Consider the following 17,005-nt stretch of genomic DNA (forward strand, 5'->3'; position numbering starts at 1 on the left):
GGAACTGGGTTGGTGTGGAAGACGGCCCCAGTATTCACCCGGCATTCACAACCGATAAGCTGGCAATCACTATATTCAGTCGATACCAATGGTTTATGGAGGCGCCATGGAAACCCTCAGCAGCATCGAGTGCTTCGTCCGCGCCGCCGAGGCCGGCAGCTTCGCCGAAGCCGCGCGGCGCCTGGGCCTGACGCCCGCAGCGGTGGGCAAGAACGTGGCGCGGCTGGAGTCCAACCTCGGCGTGCGACTGTTCCTGCGCAGCACGCGTCGCCTGACGCTGACCGAAGCCGGTGAGCGTTTTCTCGCGGAGGTGAGTGGCGGGTTGGCGAGCATTCAGGGCGCAGTGGCGAACCTCGCCAGTAGCCAAGGCCAACCGGCAGGCACCCTGAAGGTGAGCATGGGCGTGTCGTTCGGCCGGGATTACATCCTGCCGCACCTCGGCGAGTTCCTCGCGCGCTACCCGGCGATCATCCCCGACTGGCACTTCGACAACCGCCCGGTGGACCTTATCGGCGAAGGCTTCGACGCGGCCATCGGCGGCGGTTTCGAACTGCCGCCCGGCGTCATCGCGCGTCAGCTGGGGCCGGCCCATCGAGTGCTGCTGGCCTCCAGGGACTACCTGGCGCGCAGCCCGGCCATCGAGTCCCCGGAAGACCTTGCCCAGCATGACGGCATCCTCATCCGCTCCCCGCAGACCGGACGCGTTCGCGCCTGGCCGTTGCGCACCCGCGACGACCGCCAGGCCACCTTCGAGCTGAAGCTGCGCATTGCCATGACCGATCCGGAAGCAGCCTGCCACGCAGCCATGCAAGGGCTCGGCGTCACCCTGGTGAGTACGGTGCACGCCCTGCCCCACTTGCGCAGCGGCGCCCTGGAACGGGTGCTGCCGGACTGGTACGTGGATACCGGCAGCCTGTCGCTCTACTTCAGCGCGCAGAAACTGCTGCCAGCCAAGACCCGCGTGTTCATCGACTTCATCGTCGAGCGCTTCCGCCAGCAGAAGATGGCGGAGCAATTCAACGCCAACTGGCGACCCTGAGCCGCAGGCAGGCATTGCTTCGTAGGATGGGTAGAGCTTGCGAAACCCATCGACCAACGCCGATGGGTTTCGCTTCGCTCTACCACATCCTACAAATGACTCAGTGGAAGTCGCTCTTCACTTCCACCAACGTGCCGCGCCGGAATCCAATGGTGGATCGATAAAGCGTGATCCACCCTACGACAGCGGCATAAGACGCAATGCCAGCCGTCAGAGATGCTCGCTGCGCGCCGCGACATACAGGTTGCGACCGGCGCCGAGGCCGAACGCGGTGGCCGCCAGGCTGATCACCACGAAGATGATCCCCACCGCACTCCAACCCTTGGTGAGGTCGTGCACCACGCCCACCATCAGTGGGCCCATGGCCGCCAGCGTGTAGCCCACGCCCTGGGCCATGCCGGAGAGGTTGGCGGCCACATGGGCGTCCTTCGAGCGCAGCACAATCAGCGCCAGGGCGATGCTGAAAGTGCCGCCCTGCCCCAATCCGAGCACCACGGCCCACCCCCAGATACCGGACAGCGGCGCATAGAGCATGCCCAGCAAACCGGCGAGAGTCAGGCCCATGACCAGCAGCACGGCCAGGCGCTGGTCGCGGCCACGGGTCGCCAGCCAGGGCGCACCGAGGGCGCTGATCAGCTGCACCATCACCGAACCGGACAGCACCAGACCGGCCTGCACCGCGGAGAGGCCACGGTCGATCAGGATCGAGGGCAACCAACCGAACACGATGTAGGCCAGGGAGGATTGCAGCCCCATGTAGAGGGTCACCTGCCAGGCCAGCGGGTCACGCCACAGGCCGGTCACCTTGTAGGCCTGGCGATGTGCATGCTGGCCCTGGCGAGCCTGGGGCAGCCAGATCAGGGCCGCGAGTACCGCCGGCAGCGCCCAGAAGGCCAACGCCGGCTGCCATGTATCATCCAACAGCTCGGCCAGCGGCACCGTGGCGCCTGCGGCCAATGCCGCGCCCAGGCACAGCGCCATGGTATAGACACCGGTCATCGTTCCGGCGATATGGGGGAAGTCGCGCTTGACGATGCCCGGCAGCAGTACCCCGATGATGCCGATGCTCGCACCGGCCACCAGGCTGCCCACGAACAGCCCCGCTACAGGGAACAGGCTGCGCAGCACGATGCCGCCGGCCAGGGTGAGCAGGATCAGCAGCACCGTGCGCTCGCTGCCCAGACGCCGCGCGAGGATGGGTGCCAGCGGTGCGAACAGGCCAAGGCAGAGCACCGGCAAGGTGGTCAACAGACCCGCGCCGGTCGCTGACAGGCCCGTGGCCTCGCGCACTATGTTCAGCATCGGCGCCAGGCTGGACAGCGCCGGACGCAGGTTCAACGCCACCATCACCAGTCCGATCAGCAGCAGCACGGTGCCGCCACGCAGCGCTTTGGGCTGGGGTTCGTCGTCGACTTCGGCGTCGATCAGCAGTTCTTCCGGCGGGCAGGCCGGCTTGGGGTCATTCATTGAGTTCGGGGCGTTCATACAAGGCAGCTCCAGGAAGGTCAGATCAGCAATGCACGGTTGGCCGCTGCCGCGGCGTCCGCGTCTTGTCGTTCGATGGCGTCGAGCAGGTCGCGGTGCAGGTCGAAACTCGGCTGCTCACGCTCGGGATCGGAGATGGTGTGCTCCAGACCAACGCGGATGACCTGGGAGAAATAGCGATACAGCTGGCTCAGCACCGGGTTGTGGGCGCTGTCCACCACCCGCTGGTGAAAGGCCAGGTCATGGACGATGTAGTCGTCGATGTCCTCGTAGTTGGAACGGGCGGCGGACGCAGCCAGGGCCACGCGCAGGGCGGCAAGGTCGTCTTCGGTGCGACGCAGGGCCGCCAGCCGCGACGCCTCGACCTCGATCATCCCCCGCGCCTCCAGCGCCTGCTCCACCGAACTGCGCGCCAGCGCCTGCATGGTGCCGAGCGGGTCGGCACAACCACGCACATAGGTACCGTCGCCCTGTCGTACTTCCAGCACACCGGAGAAGGTCAGCACACGCACCGCCTCACGCACGGTGTTGCGGCTGATGCCGATGATCTCGGCCAGTTCGGGTTCGGGCGGCAGGCGCTGGCCCAGGGGCCAGGTGCCGTCATCGATGCGCTGGCGAATCTGTTCCAGGGCGATATCCACCAGGGAACGCTTGAGCGAAGACGCGGACATGGCAAACATCCAATCATCCGATGAATTTGAAGAATCGAAGGTTAGCCTGCTCACTATCGCCTCGCAACCGCGACATCCTTGCGATCGAGGCAATAGTCATTATCTACGGGGATGATTTTTGGCCCCCTCCCAGCGTTGGTAGCCTGCACGCACTCACAAGCACCGCTCGGGAACACTCCATGAAGCACGCCCACATCCTTGCGCTGGCCGTAACGACCCTGGTCCTGGCCGGCTGCGCCAGCCAACCCGAACCCGAGCTACGCCCCTACACAGACGCCGAGGTGAAGCAATTCGCCCTGGAAATGCTCAGCCGCGCGGGCCTGCCTTACGACGACTACGAAAAGGTGCGCCAGGCACTCATCCACCCCAAGGTGCCCGAGGTGGGGAAAGACCTGCCGAAGGAAATGCCGCGCAAGGGTTGATCGGATGGGGCAACTGCGTTGCCCTTCGCGAATGAATTCGCCCCCACAGGAAAACGGGCTCCTGCTTGGACCACTTGCCCTCTCCCCCAGCCCCTCTCCCGCACGCGGGCGAGGGGTGACTCTCACTGCGCCACCGATGCACGGGCTACACCTGCACTTGTAGGGGCGAATTCATTCGCCAAGCAGGCCGCAGGTCTGCCGTAGGTTGGGCAGAGGAACGAAGCCCAACGCGCGGACGTGACCTCTACCCAGCGCTCTTGCGCCACACACTCGCCAGCCACGGCTGCTGCGCACGCGGCAGTCCCGCCGGGCGGTAGTAATGCTCCAACGCCTCGAAACCCGCTGCTTCAAGCAGGACCTTCCAGTTCTCGTAGTCGTGCCAGGAACCGTAGCGGCTGCCGCTCCAGCCTTCGTCGTTCTGCCCGCGCGGGTTGGAGCTGAAGAGCACACCGCCGGGCTTCAGCGCGGCGTGCAGCTGACGCAGGACGCGGGGCAGTTCCTGGCGCGGGACGTGGAACAGGCTGGCATTGGCGAAGATGCCGTCGAAGCGTTCGGCAGGCAGATCAAGCGCGAGGAAATCCTGGTGCCAGACCTCGCAGCCGGAATCGGCACGGGCCATGGCGACGAAGCTCTGCGCGCCATCCAGGCCGATTGCGTGATGGCCCAGGCGGGTGAACGTCTGCAGATCGCGGCCGGGGCCGCAGCCGAAATCGAGGAGGGTGAACGGCGCATTGCCCCTGATGTGCCGCAAGAGTGCCTCGATGTTCTGGCTCACATCGTGGTCGCGGGTACCTTCGCGAAAACCTTCGGCATTGCGGTTGTAATCGTCGAGCGTGGTGGCGGTGATGCTGGCCAGATCGTCAGGTTGCAGAGGCATGGGCGGCTCGCGGCGGCATGTTGCAGGGAAGTGAATTCTACTCCTGGCCGGGAAGCAGCATCGTCCAACGCCACCTATCTTTCTGGAGATATCTCCTCCAGAAGGTTTCCAGCATGACGGCTCCCGGCAAGAAAATGGGTCTGACCGGCCTCACCACGCTCGTGTCGGTCAACATGATGGGCTCCGGCATCATCATGCTGCCCTCCAGCATGGCGCAGCTCGGCGCGATCTCACTGCTGTCCTGGATCATCACCGCCGTGGGCTCCATGGCCATCGCCTACTGCTTCGCCCAGTGCGGCATCTTTTGCGCACGCTCGGGCGGAATGTCGGCCTACACCGAAGAGGCCCATGGCAAGTCGGCCTTCTTCCTCTGTTCCTATCTCTATTTCCTCTCGCTGGCCATCGGCAACGTGGCCATCGCGATTTCCGCTGTCGGCTACCTCACACCGTTCTTTCCCTGGCTGGGCAGCGGTGCCATTCCGCTGTTCGTCGGTGCTGTGGTGCTGATCTGGCTGACCACCCTGGCCAACTTCGGCGGACCGAAGATCACCGGCCATATCGGTTCGATCACCGTCTGGGGCGTGATCATCCCGGTGGCGGGGCTGTCGGTGATCGGCTGGTTCTGGTTCGACGCCGACATCTTCCGCGCCGCCTGGAACCCCAATGGCATCTCCACCAACGACGCCATCACCCAGAGCATTCCCCTCACCCTCTGGGCCTTCCTCGGCATGGAATCGGCGGCGCAGAACTCCGATGCGGTGGAAAATCCCAAGCGCAACGTACCGCTGGCCTGCCTGCTGGGCACCCTGGGCGCCGCGGTGATCTACGTGCTGTCCACCTCGGTGATCATGGGCATCGTGCCCAACCCTGAACTGGCCAACTCCAGCGCGCCGTTCGCTTTCGTCTACGCGAAGATGTTCAACCCGCTGGTGGGCGACCTGATCATGGGCCTGGCGGTGATGGCCTGCGTCGGGTCGCTGCTGGGCTGGCAGTTCACCCTGGCGCAGACGGCCAAGGTCACCGCGGACCAACACATGTTCCCGGCGCTGTTCGCCAAGGTCACCCTGCTGGGCGCGCCCATCGCCGGGCTGGTGGCCAACGCCGTGCTGCAGAGCGCCATGGCGGTGTCGACCATTTCGCCCAATGCCTCGGAACAGTTCGGCAAGCTGGTGAACCTGGCGGCGGTGACCAACATCATCCCCTACATCACTTCACTCTCGGCGCTGCTGGTGATCATGCAGAAAGCCGGGGTGACGGGTTACCCCCACCACCGCAACGTCGTGGTGCTGCTCATCGCCATGGCCTACAGCTTCTATGCGCTCTATGCCTCGGGTACGGAGGCGGTTTTCGGCGGCATGATCGTCACCGCAGTGGGCTACCTGATGTTTGGCTACATCGCTGACCGTTTCCTCGAAGAGCGGGCTGCACGTACGCGCTCCCTCGGCCTGGAGGAACAGCCATGAAAGGAATCTCGATTCGCTGGCTCCCGGCGCTGCTGGTCGCCCTCCTGCCAGTACTGGCCCCTGCCCAGACCCTGGACCGCATTCGCGCCACCGGCACCCTCACGCTCGGCTATCTGCCGGACCAGCCGCCCTTCTCCTCCGCCGAAGGTGAAGGCGCCTCGGGCTATGCCATCGACCTGTGCCAGAAGGTTGCCGAACAACTGCGCTCCCAGCCAGGCCTTGCATCACTCAAGGTCCGCTTCGTGCCATTGGCGCCGGGGAAAGCCCTCGGCGTTGTGCGTGACGGTGGCGTGGACCTGCTCTGCAGCCCCATGGTGGAAACCCTGAAACGCCGCCAGAGCGTGGCATTCTCGCTGCCGGTGTATACCGCCGGCATTGGCGTGGTGGTGCGCAAGGATGCATCGATATCGCTGGTAAAGGTGCTCAGCGGCGAAGTGGAAGAGACTGGCCCCACCTGGCGCGCCACGCTCAACCGCGGCCTGGCCGCCCACAACTTCGCGGTGCAGAGCGGGTCGGTAGTGGAAGACTGGGCGCGGGAAAAACTGCGTCTGATGAAGGTGATGGTCAGCCTGGAAACCGTGGCCAGCCCGGCAGAAGGCGTGGCGCTGGTGGCCGACGGCAAGGTGGACGCCTTCTTCGCCAGCCAGATGATCCTGCGTAGCCTGGTGGCACGGGATACCGCCAATACCAACCTGATGGTGCTGGACCGCCGCTTCGAGTTCGAGCCAGTGTCCCTGGCCCTGGCGCGCGACGACGAAGACTTCCGCCTGCAGGTGGACACGGCGCTCAGCCAGCTCTACCGCTCCGGCGCCATAACGCCGCTCTACAGCAAGTACTTCGGCGCCCCGAGCGAGTTAGACCAGACCCTGTTCAAGGTTTACTCACGGCCCTGACAGGCGCCGAATTCGAACGCAAGCAGCGGAGTGCCCCGATGCTTGCGCGCGCCTAATCTCGGCGCCCATCACCGAACAGGGGCACCCACCATGAAAGCCATCGACAGCCTGGACTGGCCATCCATCGAAGCGGACCTCGACCAGAATGGCTGGACCCTGATCCGCCAGTTACTGACACCAGCGGAGTGCACGGAGCTGGCAGCCCTGTACGGGCAGCCGGATCGCTTCCGCTCCCGCGTCGTCATGGCCCGCCATGGCTACGGCCAGGGCGAATACCAGTATTTCGACTACCCGTTGCCGCCCTTGGTGGCGAGCCTGCGCAGCGCGCTGTATCCGCGTCTGGCGCCGCTGGCGAACTTCTGGCACGAGCGCCTGGGGCTGGATGGACGCTTCCCCGCCGAGCACAGCGGCTTCCTCCAGCGCTGCCACGATGCCGGCCAGTCGCGCCCTACCCCGCTGCTGCTGCGCTACGTCGCCGGCGACTACAACTGCCTGCACCAGGACCTCTATGGCGAGCAGGTTTTCCCGATGCAGCTGGCGGTACTGCTGTCCGAGCCGGGCAAGGCGTTCGAAGGCGGCGAGTTCGTCATTACCGAGCAGCGTCCGCGCATGCAATCGCGCGTGCAGGTGGTGCCTCTGGCCCTTGGCGATGGGGTCCTGTTCGCGGTCAACTTCCGGCCGGCGCCGGGCGTACGCGGCTACCACAGGGTCCGGCTGCGACACGGCGTCAGCCAGGTCCGCAGCGGTCTGCGTCACACGCTGGGGGTGATTTTCCATGACGCGCTGTGAAGGAATTCGACCGCAAGAGTCGGGATGCGCGCCCGATGCTGGCCGCATACTCTCTGCCATGAACGAACCACAAGCGGATAGCGCCATGAAGCCCTCTGCCAGGACCGCCATCGAACAGGACCCACGCTGGGCCGCCGTGCAGGCCCGCGATCCGGCCGCCGACCGGCAGTTCGTCTATGCGGTGAAGACCACCGGCATCTACTGCCGCCCCAGCAGCCCCACGCGCCTGCCGCGCCCGGAGAACGTGGAGTTCTTCGACAGCGCCCAGGCCGCCGAAGCCGCCGGATACCGCCCCAGCCGCCGCGCCGCTACCGACATGACGCACCTGGCCGAGCAGCATGCGGCGCTGGTGTCTGCGGCCTGCCGGCAGATCGAAACCGCCGAGGAAGTCCCGGGGCTCGAAGCCCTGGCCGAATCGGTGGGCATGAGTGCCTCGCACTTCCACCGGGTGTTCAAGGCCGTCACCGGCCTGACGCCCAAGGCGTACGCCCGCGCCCGGCGTGCCCGCAAGGTGCGCGACCAGCTCGGCCCGGACACCTCGGTGACCGAGGTGATCTACGACGCCGGGTTCAATTCCAACAGCCGCTTCTATGCCGATTCCGCCCAGGTGCTGGGCATGAAGCCGGCCGACTACCGGGCCGGCGGCACCAACAACGCCATCCGCTTCGCCCTGGGGGAATGTTCGCTGGGTCACTTCCTGGTGGCGCAAAGCGACGTCGGCGTCTGCGCCATCCTCCTCGGCGACGATCCGGATGCCCTGCTGCGCGACCTGCAGGACAAGTTCCCCCGCGCCCAGCTGATCGGCGGCGACAGCGACTTCGAGCAACTGGTGGCCAAGGTCATCGGCTTCATCGAAGCGCCGCAACTGGGCCTGGACCTGCCACTGGACGTGCGCGGTACGGCTTTCCAGGAGCGGGTCTGGCAAGCGCTGCGGGAAATTCCACCCGGCAGCACCGCCAGCTATGCGGACATCGCCGAACGCATCGGCTCGCCCCGCGCCGTGCGCGCCGTGGCCCAGGCCTGCGCAGCCAACAGCCTGGCGGTGGCCATTCCCTGCCACCGTGTGGTGCGCAGCGACGGCAATCTCTCCGGTTACCGCTGGGGCGTGGAGCGCAAGCGCCGCCTGCTGGAGCGCGAGGCCGAGGGGTGAGAGCCTGGACCCTGGTGGGAGCGGACGGACAGCCCTATCCCAGCCCTGTTCCCGGAATGCTGGGCGGGCACCGCAAGACGCGCATCTACGGCCGTCTCGACTGCCCCACCGCCCTGCGCGCGATCGCGCGGGGTGGCTACGTGAAAGAGCGGGTGTTCTTTCTCGATGAAGCCACCGCGCAGGCAGCGGGGTATCGACCTTGTGCGCGGTGCATGAAGGAGGCGTACAGGGAGTGGAAGGCTCTCCTGTCGTAGGGTGCGCCGTGCGCACCGGCGGTTTCACGTGGTGCCGATGCTGATCCCGGAATTGGTGCGCACAGCGCACCCTACGATGCAGATCGAGCTAAAGAGGCCTGCCTTGTGCACAGGGAGGGGGCAGCTACGCTGCCCTTGGCGATTGAAATCGCCCCCACAAAAAAGCGATCCCCTCCCGCATCGCCCGATGGCAGGTTCTGAGCCCCCACAAACTACTGCGCAACCACCACTGTTCCGCCCTCCCTTGCCGCCCGGCCGATGGCATCCACCACCCGCAGGTTCTGCAAGCCGTCGCGCACGCTCACCAAAGGTTCGGCTTCGCCGCGAATGACCTGGCAGAAATGCTCCAGCTGCCTTGCCAGCGGGTCTTCGCGGTGCAATTCGGCCACCTCGCAGGTGAAGGGTTTCCACCAGGAACGGTCCTCCGGCTGGTCGTAGCACTTCAGGCGCATGGTCGGCACGGCCAGGGAACCGTCGGTGCCGGCGATCAGGTAGCAGTCTTCGTCGTCGTAGCTGGGATAGTCGCGGTTTTCCCGGGAGGTCTGCTCCCAGCTGCGCGCCGAAGCCGCAGTGTCGGAGAGCAGGAAGCTGCCTAGGGCGCCGCTGGCGAAGCGCAGGCCGATGGCCACCGTGTCTTCCACCGGAAAACCACGGGTGGCGCTGGAGGCCAGGGCCTGCACCTCAACGATTTCGCCGCACAGTGAGCGCAGGTTGCCGATCTCATGGATCAGGTTGATCAGCACCGGCCCGCCGCCGGCCTTGCGCCGCCATGGCGCGGCATCGAAGTAGTCGTCCGGCTTGTAGAACAGCGCGCTGCCCATCACCGCCACCACCTGGCCGAGCCGGCCCTGGCGGATGACCTCGCGCGCCTGCTCGAGGATGGGACTGTGGGCGCGATGGTGCCCGACCAGCAGTGGCACCTTCGAATCCGTCGCTGCCGCCCATAGTCGCTCGCCCTCTTCCAGCGTATGCGCCACCGGCTTCTCGATCAGTGCGGGCACGCCCGCCTGCAGGCAGGTCAGTGCCTGCTCCACATGCAGCTGATTGGGCGTGGCGAGGATGATGCCGTCGGGGCGTCCGGTCTCGAACAACGCCTCCAGCGAGGGGAACAGCGGCAGTCCGGCACGCTGCGCCACGGCTTCGGCGGCGGGTGCCGGGTCCACCAGGGCGACGGGGTCGCAGGAGGCGCTGGCCTGGATGATTTCGAGGTGGCGCTGGCCGATCAGGCCGGCGCCGGCAATGGCGATGCGGAGGCTGCTCATGTCGTTCGATCGATTCCGGTGGGGGAAGGTCGATCAGAAGACTAATATTCACTATCCAACCAATAATCAGCCTCCATGAAAAATCAGAATGCGCTATTAGCGAATAATGACCCCTTCCTCCGCGACCTCCTACTGTTCTGCACCGTGGCGCGGCGCTCCAGCTTCGTGGCCGGTGCGACTGAACTGGGCATCTCTCCCGCCCATGTCAGCAAGCGCATCGCGATGCTGGAGGAAACCCTCGGGGTCAAGCTGTTCAATCGCACCACCCGGCGGGTGAACATCACCGCTGACGGCGAAGCGGCCTTTGCCTGGGCGCAGAAGATTCTCGAAGACGTGGAAGGCATGGTGGAGGCCCTTTCCGGCCTGAAGGGCGAGCCACGCGGGGTGCTGCGCCTCGCCACCAGTCTGCGTCTGGGCCGGGACTATGTGTCGCCGGTGCTGTCCCTGCTGCGCCAGCGCCATCCAGGGCTGGAAGTCTGGCTGGAACTGCTGGACCGGCGAGTGGATCTGATCGGCGAGAACTTCGACATCGACCTGCGTGTGGGCGAGGTGCACGAGCCGCACCTGATCGCCCACAAGATCGCCGAGAGCTACCGCATGCTCTGCGCCGCGCCGTCCTACCTGGCGCGACGCGGGCAGCCGCGCACCCTTGCGGACCTCGCGCAACACGACTGCCTGCTGTTCCGTGAGCGCGAGCTGGGGTTCGGCGTCTGGCGCCTGTCCGGTCCGAATGGCGAGGAAACGGTGAAGGTCACCGGCCCTATGGCCTCCAATCACAGCGACGTGGTGCGCCAGTGGGCCCACGAGGGCCACGGAGTGATCATGGCCTCGGTCTGGGATGCTGCTCCGAGCATCCGCGCCGGCAAGCTGGTGCGCGTGCTGCCGGCCTACCAGCAGAGCGCCGATGTCTGGGCGGTGACGGCCGCGCGGGCCTCGGGTTCGGCCAAGGTGAAGCTCTGCATCGACTTCCTCAAGGAGCAGCTCGCCGAGGGGCCCCACGCACTCGACACCCGGCTCTGAGCGGGTCGACAAGCCCGCCATCCTTGGCTAGACCTCCAGGCATGTGGTCCCGCCTGTTGCGGGGCAGTCCCTGGCAGGAAGCACCGACGTGACGCTGAGTCCTCTGGAAACCCTTCTTCTAGCCGCCCTCGCCCTGCTGCTCGGGCGCCTGGTCAACCGCCTGATCCCCTTGCTGTCGCGCTACAACATCCCCGAACCCATCACCGGCGGTCTGCTGTTCGCCATCGCCCTGGCCATCGCCGGCGCTGTGAGCGACTTCAGCGTGGAGTTCGACACCACCATGAAACCCGCCCTGCTGCTGGCATTCTTCTCTGCAGTGGGGCTGTCGGCAGACCTGGCCATGCTCAAGCACGGCGGCAAGCGCCTGTTGATGTTCGTCATCGCCCTGATCCCCTTCCTGTTCCTGCAGAACATTCTCGGCATTCTGGTCGCCTGGGGCCTGGACATGCACCCGCTGATGGGCCTGGTGGGCGGCACCATCACCCTGGTCGGCGGTCATGGCACCGGGGCGGCCTACGCCGAGCGCTTCGCCGAGGTGAACAACCTGCAGGCGATCATGGAGCTGTCGATGACTTCCGCCACGCTTGGCCTGGTGGCCGGCGGCATCATCGGCGGGCCACTGGCGCAGTGGCTGATCAAGCGCCACCAATTGGCGGGCAACGTCCCCACCGGCGAGCACCACGAGATCACCGGCGAAATGGCTCCGCCGGTTACCGCAAGCAACTTCCTCAATGTGCTGGCGGCCACCATGGCGGCTTTGGTGGGCGGTCAGTTCCTGGCGGGGATGTTCGGCGAAGGCGCCGTGACCCTGCCGAGCTTTCTCTGGTGCCTGCTGCTGGGCGTGCTGATCCGCAACGTCCTGCCGGTGGTGGGCGTGCGACTGAACGACGGCGCCATCGACCTGATGGCGTCGGTCACCCTGTCGCTGTTCCTGGTAATCACCATGATGGCGCTGAGCCTCGGTCACGTGGCCAGCGTGGCCGGGCCGCTGCTGGTGATGCTGATCGCCCAGTCGGCCCTGGCCATGGTCTACGGCGCCTGGGTGGTCTACCGCTACACCGGCCGCGACTACGAAAGCGCTGTGCTCTCGGCGGCCTTCTGCGGCTTCGCCATTGGCGCCACGGCCACCGCTGTCGCCAACATGCAGGCCATCGCCCACAAGTACGGCCCGGCCCCGGAGGCCTTCATCGTCGCGCCGCTGGTGGGCGCCTTCCTGATCGATCTGCTCAATGCGCTGGTACTCACGGGCTTTCTCGCATTGCCGGGAATGGGAGGTTGACCATGCTGCGCGCCCTCCTCATCGCCCTCCTCGCCCTGACCGTCACCGCCTGTTCCCGAGGTCCCGACCAGGCGACGCTGGAAACCGAAGTGCAACAACGCCTGAAGCAGGCCTTCGGTAGCGGCGTGCTCAGCCTTGCCGAGCTGAGCCGGCGCGGCTCGGCCCGCGACGCCAACGCTCCAGAAGGCGAGAAACGCCTGGTGATCTACTTCGACAGCACGCTGAAGGTGGAGCGCGATCAGGACTTCGGCTCCTGGGATTCCCCTGGTGTCGCCAGCCTGATCAGCGCCCTGGGCGCCGGGCCGCGCGGGCTGTCCGGCATCCGCAATGAAGGCAACAAACAGGGCGACCTGCTGAGCGCCCACGGCAGCCTGATCTACCGCGAAACGGACAGCGGCTGGGTGGCCGTCGTGCCCCAGGGCTTCAAGGCGCCGCCCGCGCCCGAGACCATCGAGCCTGGCGTCGGCCAGACCCGCGAACAACTGGTGGCAGCCATCGGCACTGCGCTGAACCTGGCACCCGGCGGCACCGGGGCGAAGGAGCGCACCATCATTGCCGACGAGCTGAGCCACTCGCTGAACAATATCCAGGGCCGTCTGAGCCGGTTGCAGAAGGGCTACCCATTGGCGGGCGGCCCGGCGTCCGGCCAGTACGCGCGACTGGCCCAGGCCATGGCCAGCCTGATGCGGCCGAAGGGCCTGCAACTGACCCCGCTGACCACCGAAGGCGGCCTCGACAACCTGCGCATGCTGCGCCGGGGTGACGTGGTGGTGGCCCTGTCCCAAAGCGACATGGCGCAGTTGGCGGTAAGCGGCAGCGGCCCCTTCACCGAAGGCGGTCCCTATACCGGCTTGCGCGCCCTGGCGAGCCTCTATCCCGAGCCCGTGCATGTGCTGGTGCGCGGTGACAGTCCCATCCATGACCTGGCGGGCCTGCGCGGCAAGCGGGTCAACCTCGGCCAGCCCGGCTCAGCGTCGCGGGATACCGCCGTCGCCGTGCTGGCGGCCCATGGCATCGGCACGACGGACCTGGCCGAAGCCACCAGCCTGGACCTGCAACAGGCCCTGACCGCCATCCGCGACGGCAACCTGGACGCCACCCTGCAGGTGATTGGCGCCCCCGCCGACAGCATCCGCGCCGCCAGCGAGGCGATGCAGCTGCGCCTGCTGCCCCTGGACGAGTCGGCCATCCGCCAACTGGAAGCCAACCGCCCCGGCACCTTCGCCGCCCAGGTGGCCGCCGCGACCTATCCCAACCAGACGGCGCCGGTGCCCACCATTGCAGTGAGTGCGCTGCTGCTGTGCGACGAGCAACTGAGTGCGGGGGAAGCCGAACAACTGGTGCAGCAGCTCTTCGCCCAGGACAACGACTGGCTGGCGGCCGGCAGTATCCAGGGCGAGCAGCTGTCGAAAGCCAACGCTCGGCGCGGGCTGGCGATTCCATTGCATGAAGGAGCGTTGAAGGCGTTGGAGAAGCCCTGACTGTCCGCACACTTCTGTGGGGGCGAATTCATTCGCAAAATGAACGGGCACCGAGCCGGCCGGCCTTCCCTCACCCCAACCCCGCTCTGCGCCCCTGCCAGATTGCTTCGCACTCTGGCGCTCATCAGCACCGGAAGCGTTGCTTCCGAAAGCGTGCCTCTTCGCCCCAGAGGGAGAGGGAGCTGTCCGTGCAATCCTGAAAGCCTGCGTGCTTCCTGTAGGGGCGAATTCATTCGCCAAGCGGCCCGAAGGTCCGCCATTCAGGCAACGAACTCATTCCAGAAGCATGTCGGGCTACGGCACGTAGTCGCTTTCCATCACATCCCGATAGGTGGCGGCGAAGGCTTTCCAGTCTTCGTCCGGCATCGGCTTGTGGTGCTCCTTGAATTGTTCGTAGTCGTGCTTCGCGGCGCTGTACGCCGTCAGGCGATGGTTGCTTCGGGCCAGTCCGAGCAAGGCCACTTCCACCTTCTTCTCCCGCTCGCCGGTGACCTTCACGAAGATGTTCTTCGGGTACAGGCGGCCATGCTCCCAGCCCGCGCGGTGCATGCGCGCGACGGTGTTGGCGAGTTGCTGGATCATCTGCTGGCGAAGCCCGGCGGAAACCGGCTGGGCATACCACTCATCCAGGCTGACGAAGTCGTCCAGGCCCTCGGTGACCAGCAGCGCCTGGGACTCGGTTTCAGTCTTGCGTGCGCCGCTGAACACCACCCGGGGAACGCGGATGCCGAGTTGATTCAGTGCCAGCAAGGCCTTCGCCTCGTGCAGGATGGTGGGTTCACCGAAGGGGTGCGTCAGATCGCGGTGGAAGTGGTTGATCTGCCGCTTGCTGTAAAGCACGTGGCCGTCGGGCACGTGCAGCCGCTGGATACCGCTTTCACCGCTGAGCAGCTGGTCCTGGGAGTCGAACCACTCGCCGTAGGTATCCCACCACTTGTCGAAACTGCCTGCCGCGTCGCCGTTGTCGTGCCTGAACCACTGGGTGTTCATGAGAGCACCTCCTCATGGAGCGCACTCGCCCCACGGGCTACTGCCAAGGCAACCCGACACGGGCCGCCGCCTGAGGCCGGTATATCGGTCCCCTGGATTCACGTTAGCGTCCTTTTGCCCATTCTGCCGGCGCGTTCACAGGCACTTCGAGGTCGAATCCAGACAACTCCCGACAAGTCGTTAGACCTATGGTGACGGGCCTTTTATCAGATCGTTTGGAGCTGAAATGTCCGACTTCATCACCGTTCTGCGCGAAACCTGCCCTACCCCTGTGCTGGATGCCACCAAGTGGAAGCGCATTGGCGGCGACCCGCACACCGTGAATCTCAACGCCTACCTCTCCCAGGACGGCAGCAAGATCATGGGCACCTGGATCTGCACCCCCGGCAAGTTCGAGGTGAACTACGAGAAGTGGGAGTACTGCCACTTCCTGGATGGCTACTGCATCATCACGCCCGAAGGCGAGGAGCCCAAGCACCTGAAGGCCGGCGACGTGTTCGTGATCGAGCCGGGCATGAAGGGCACCTGGGAAGTGGTGGAGACGGTGCGCAAGTACTTCGTGTTCGCCTGAGTTCACTCACCTTGTGAGCTGACCCGCAGGATGTGGCGCGCAGTGCTCTGCAGTGGAACGAAACCCATCGATCCGTCCGCATGGGTTTCGCTCCGCTCTACCCATCCTACAAACCCCCACCTCGTAGGATGGGTAGAGGAACGAAACCCATCACCACGATGTTGCGGAAAATCACACCACTTGCTCCGTTCTCTGGGCTGCCTGTGGGAGCGAATTCATTCGCGAAAAAAAGGCCGGGCAATTGCCCGGCCTTTTGTCGTCTAGCCCCGATCAGGCCTTGTAACGATCCGCCGCCGAGGAGCGCGACAGGTTCGGCGCCATGTGGAAACGGGCTGCGGTGAAGCGGTCCCAGTCTTCCTTGTCCGGCAGGGACGGAATAGTCACCAGCTCGCCCTGGTCCAGGCCAGCCAGCGCGGCGTCGACCATTTCGCCGACGTCCATGAGGATTTCCTGCGGGATGTTCTCGATGCCAGTGCCCGAGCGTTCCCAGATTTCAGTGCGAGTGGCGCCTGGCAGCACCACTTGCACGCGCACGCCCTTGTCCTTCACTTCCGCATTCAGCGACTGGCTGAGATTGAGCACGAAGGCCTTGGTGCCGCTGTAGGTGCCGTTGAACATTTCCGGCGCCAGCGCTAGCACAGAAGCGATGTTGATGACGGTGCCGCGTCCCTGGGCGACGAAGTTGGCGGCGGCGGCGGCGGCCAGGTGGGTCACGGCCACCACGTTGAGCTGGATCATCGCATCGAAGCGGTCGAGGTCAGTGTCCAGCAGGCTGCCGCTGACGGCCACGCCGGCGTTGTTCACCAGCACACTGATGGTGGCGTCGCTGCGCAGGCGATGGGCCACGCGGGTCAGATCGGCCCGGTCGGTCAGGTCGGCCTTCAGCACTTCCACCTTCACGCCGGCGGTTTCGCGCAGCTTGGCCGCCAGCTCTTCCAGACGTCCCTGGTCACGGGCGACCAGCAGCAGGTCATGGCCCCGTTCCGCCAGGCGCTTGGCATAGGTGGCGCCGATGCCAGTGGATGCGCCAGTGATCAGGGCAACGCCTGGGTGCTTCTGTTCGCTCATGGTTCTGTCTCCGGGGAAGATGCTCGTGATCGAGCGATGGACTTAAATTACACTCGTAATATTACGCACGCAATATATCTCCACTAACCATTCGTCGTCAGGTCTCTCTGGAGGGATTTGTTGTAGGGGCGAATTCATTCGCCAAGCAGGCCGAAGGTCTGCCCTGGACCGACCATTGGGGCCGCTTCGCAGCCCATGGCGAATGAATTCGCCCCTACAGGTGACGCGCACGAAACGCGGGCAAAAAAAAGGTTCTTCGCGGAGTCTGGGGAAAGAGCGAGTTGACAGTCA

At 65.5% G+C, this 17,005-nt stretch carries 17 protein-coding genes; 11 read left to right on the forward strand and 6 right to left on the reverse strand.

The features are described 5' to 3' along the window. Positions 1 to 106 precede the first annotated feature (106 nt). Positions 107 to 1,039 (forward strand): LysR family transcriptional regulator, encoded by a 933-nt coding sequence (locus MnOB_RS07470; protein WP_077523591.1) that lies wholly within the window; start codon positions 107 to 109, stop codon positions 1,037 to 1,039. 210 nt (positions 1,040 to 1,249) lie between these two features. Here MnOB_RS07470 and MnOB_RS07475 read toward each other — a convergent pair whose 3' ends face one another. After that, positions 1,250 to 2,524, reverse strand: coding sequence for a CynX/NimT family MFS transporter (locus tag MnOB_RS07475; protein WP_077523592.1), 1,275 nt, complete (start codon positions 2,522 to 2,524; stop codon positions 1,250 to 1,252). 20 nt (positions 2,525 to 2,544) lie between these two features. Continuing rightward, positions 2,545 to 3,195, reverse strand: coding sequence for a FadR/GntR family transcriptional regulator (locus MnOB_RS07480; protein ID WP_077523610.1), 651 nt, complete (start codon positions 3,193 to 3,195; stop codon positions 2,545 to 2,547). Positions 3,196 to 3,374: 179 nt separating this feature from the next. On the opposite strand from MnOB_RS07480, the gene MnOB_RS07485 reads away from it, so the two are divergent. After that, positions 3,375 to 3,617, forward strand: a complete 243-nt coding sequence (locus tag MnOB_RS07485; RefSeq protein WP_077523593.1) for a hypothetical protein — start codon at positions 3,375 to 3,377, stop codon at positions 3,615 to 3,617. 244 nt (positions 3,618 to 3,861) lie between these two features. On the opposite strand, the gene MnOB_RS07490 is transcribed toward MnOB_RS07485, so the two are convergent. Further along, a complete protein-coding gene (locus tag MnOB_RS07490; RefSeq protein WP_077523594.1) occupies positions 3,862 to 4,494 on the reverse strand; it encodes a class I SAM-dependent methyltransferase in 633 nt (210 codons plus the stop codon). 113 nt (positions 4,495 to 4,607) lie between these two features. Here MnOB_RS07490 and potE point away from each other — a divergent pair, with 113 nt between their 5' ends. The 5 genes from potE to MnOB_RS07515 all read left to right on the forward strand — a co-directional run bounded on the left by potE (position 4,608) and on the right by MnOB_RS07515 (position 9,043). Further along, the gene (gene potE, locus MnOB_RS07495) at positions 4,608 to 5,957 is read left to right on the forward strand and encodes a putrescine-ornithine antiporter (protein WP_077523595.1); all 1,350 of its coding nucleotides are present in this window, start codon (positions 4,608 to 4,610) and stop codon (positions 5,955 to 5,957) included. Further along, the gene (locus MnOB_RS07500; RefSeq protein WP_077523596.1) at positions 5,954 to 6,850 is read left to right on the forward strand and encodes an amino acid ABC transporter substrate-binding protein; all 897 of its coding nucleotides are present in this window, start codon (positions 5,954 to 5,956) and stop codon (positions 6,848 to 6,850) included. The genes potE and MnOB_RS07500 overlap by 4 nt, the downstream gene beginning before the upstream one ends. A 90-nt stretch (positions 6,851 to 6,940) precedes the next feature. Next, on the forward strand, positions 6,941 to 7,639 hold the full coding sequence (locus tag MnOB_RS07505) for a 2OG-Fe(II) oxygenase (protein ID WP_077523597.1): 699 nt from the start codon (positions 6,941 to 6,943) through the stop codon (positions 7,637 to 7,639). An 85-nt stretch (positions 7,640 to 7,724) separates the two neighbouring features. Continuing rightward, the gene (gene ada / locus MnOB_RS07510; protein ID WP_077523598.1) at positions 7,725 to 8,789 is read left to right on the forward strand and encodes a bifunctional DNA-binding transcriptional regulator/O6-methylguanine-DNA methyltransferase Ada; all 1,065 of its coding nucleotides are present in this window, start codon (positions 7,725 to 7,727) and stop codon (positions 8,787 to 8,789) included. Between the two features lie 56 nt (positions 8,790 to 8,845). Then, a complete protein-coding gene (locus tag MnOB_RS07515) occupies positions 8,846 to 9,043 on the forward strand; it encodes an Ada metal-binding domain-containing protein (RefSeq protein WP_077523599.1) in 198 nt (65 codons plus the stop codon). A 212-nt stretch (positions 9,044 to 9,255) separates the two neighbouring features. On the opposite strand, the gene MnOB_RS07520 is transcribed toward MnOB_RS07515, so the two are convergent. Beyond that, complete coding sequence (locus tag MnOB_RS07520) at positions 9,256 to 10,305, reverse strand: Gfo/Idh/MocA family protein (protein ID WP_077523600.1); 1,050 nt, start codon at positions 10,303 to 10,305, stop codon at positions 9,256 to 9,258. Between the two features lie 75 nt (positions 10,306 to 10,380). On the opposite strand from MnOB_RS07520, the gene MnOB_RS07525 reads away from it, so the two are divergent. The 3 genes from MnOB_RS07525 (at position 10,381) to MnOB_RS07535 (ending at position 14,085) form a co-directional block, all read left to right on the forward strand. Next, complete coding sequence (locus tag MnOB_RS07525; protein ID WP_077523601.1) at positions 10,381 to 11,325, forward strand: LysR family transcriptional regulator; 945 nt, start codon at positions 10,381 to 10,383, stop codon at positions 11,323 to 11,325. Positions 11,326 to 11,413: 88 nt separating this feature from the next. Further along, positions 11,414 to 12,604, forward strand: coding sequence for a sodium/glutamate symporter (gltS, locus tag MnOB_RS07530; protein WP_077523602.1), 1,191 nt, complete (start codon positions 11,414 to 11,416; stop codon positions 12,602 to 12,604). Positions 12,605 to 12,606: 2 nt separating this feature from the next. Further along, positions 12,607 to 14,085 carry a TAXI family TRAP transporter solute-binding subunit gene (locus MnOB_RS07535; RefSeq protein WP_077523603.1) on the forward strand — a complete coding sequence of 493 codons (1,479 nt, stop codon included), beginning with the start codon at positions 12,607 to 12,609 and terminating at the stop codon, positions 14,083 to 14,085. A 294-nt stretch (positions 14,086 to 14,379) separates the two neighbouring features. Here MnOB_RS07535 and MnOB_RS07540 read toward each other — a convergent pair whose 3' ends face one another. Continuing rightward, positions 14,380 to 15,075: a lipopolysaccharide kinase InaA family protein gene (locus MnOB_RS07540; RefSeq protein ID WP_077523604.1), complete on the reverse strand. Its 696-nt coding sequence runs from the start codon at positions 15,073 to 15,075 to the stop codon at positions 14,380 to 14,382. A 226-nt stretch (positions 15,076 to 15,301) separates the two neighbouring features. On the opposite strand from MnOB_RS07540, the gene MnOB_RS07545 reads away from it, so the two are divergent. Further along, positions 15,302 to 15,646 carry a cupin domain-containing protein gene (locus MnOB_RS07545; protein ID WP_077523605.1) on the forward strand — a complete coding sequence of 115 codons (345 nt, stop codon included), beginning with the start codon at positions 15,302 to 15,304 and terminating at the stop codon, positions 15,644 to 15,646. Between the two features lie 270 nt (positions 15,647 to 15,916). Here MnOB_RS07545 and MnOB_RS07550 read toward each other — a convergent pair whose 3' ends face one another. After that, a complete protein-coding gene (locus tag MnOB_RS07550; protein WP_077523606.1) occupies positions 15,917 to 16,714 on the reverse strand; it encodes an SDR family NAD(P)-dependent oxidoreductase in 798 nt (265 codons plus the stop codon). Positions 16,715 to 17,005: the final 291 nt, after the last annotated feature.

This window comes from Metapseudomonas resinovorans (assembly GCF_002003485.1).
In the GTDB taxonomy this organism is placed as follows: Bacteria; Pseudomonadota; Gammaproteobacteria; order Pseudomonadales; family Pseudomonadaceae; genus Metapseudomonas; species Metapseudomonas resinovorans_D.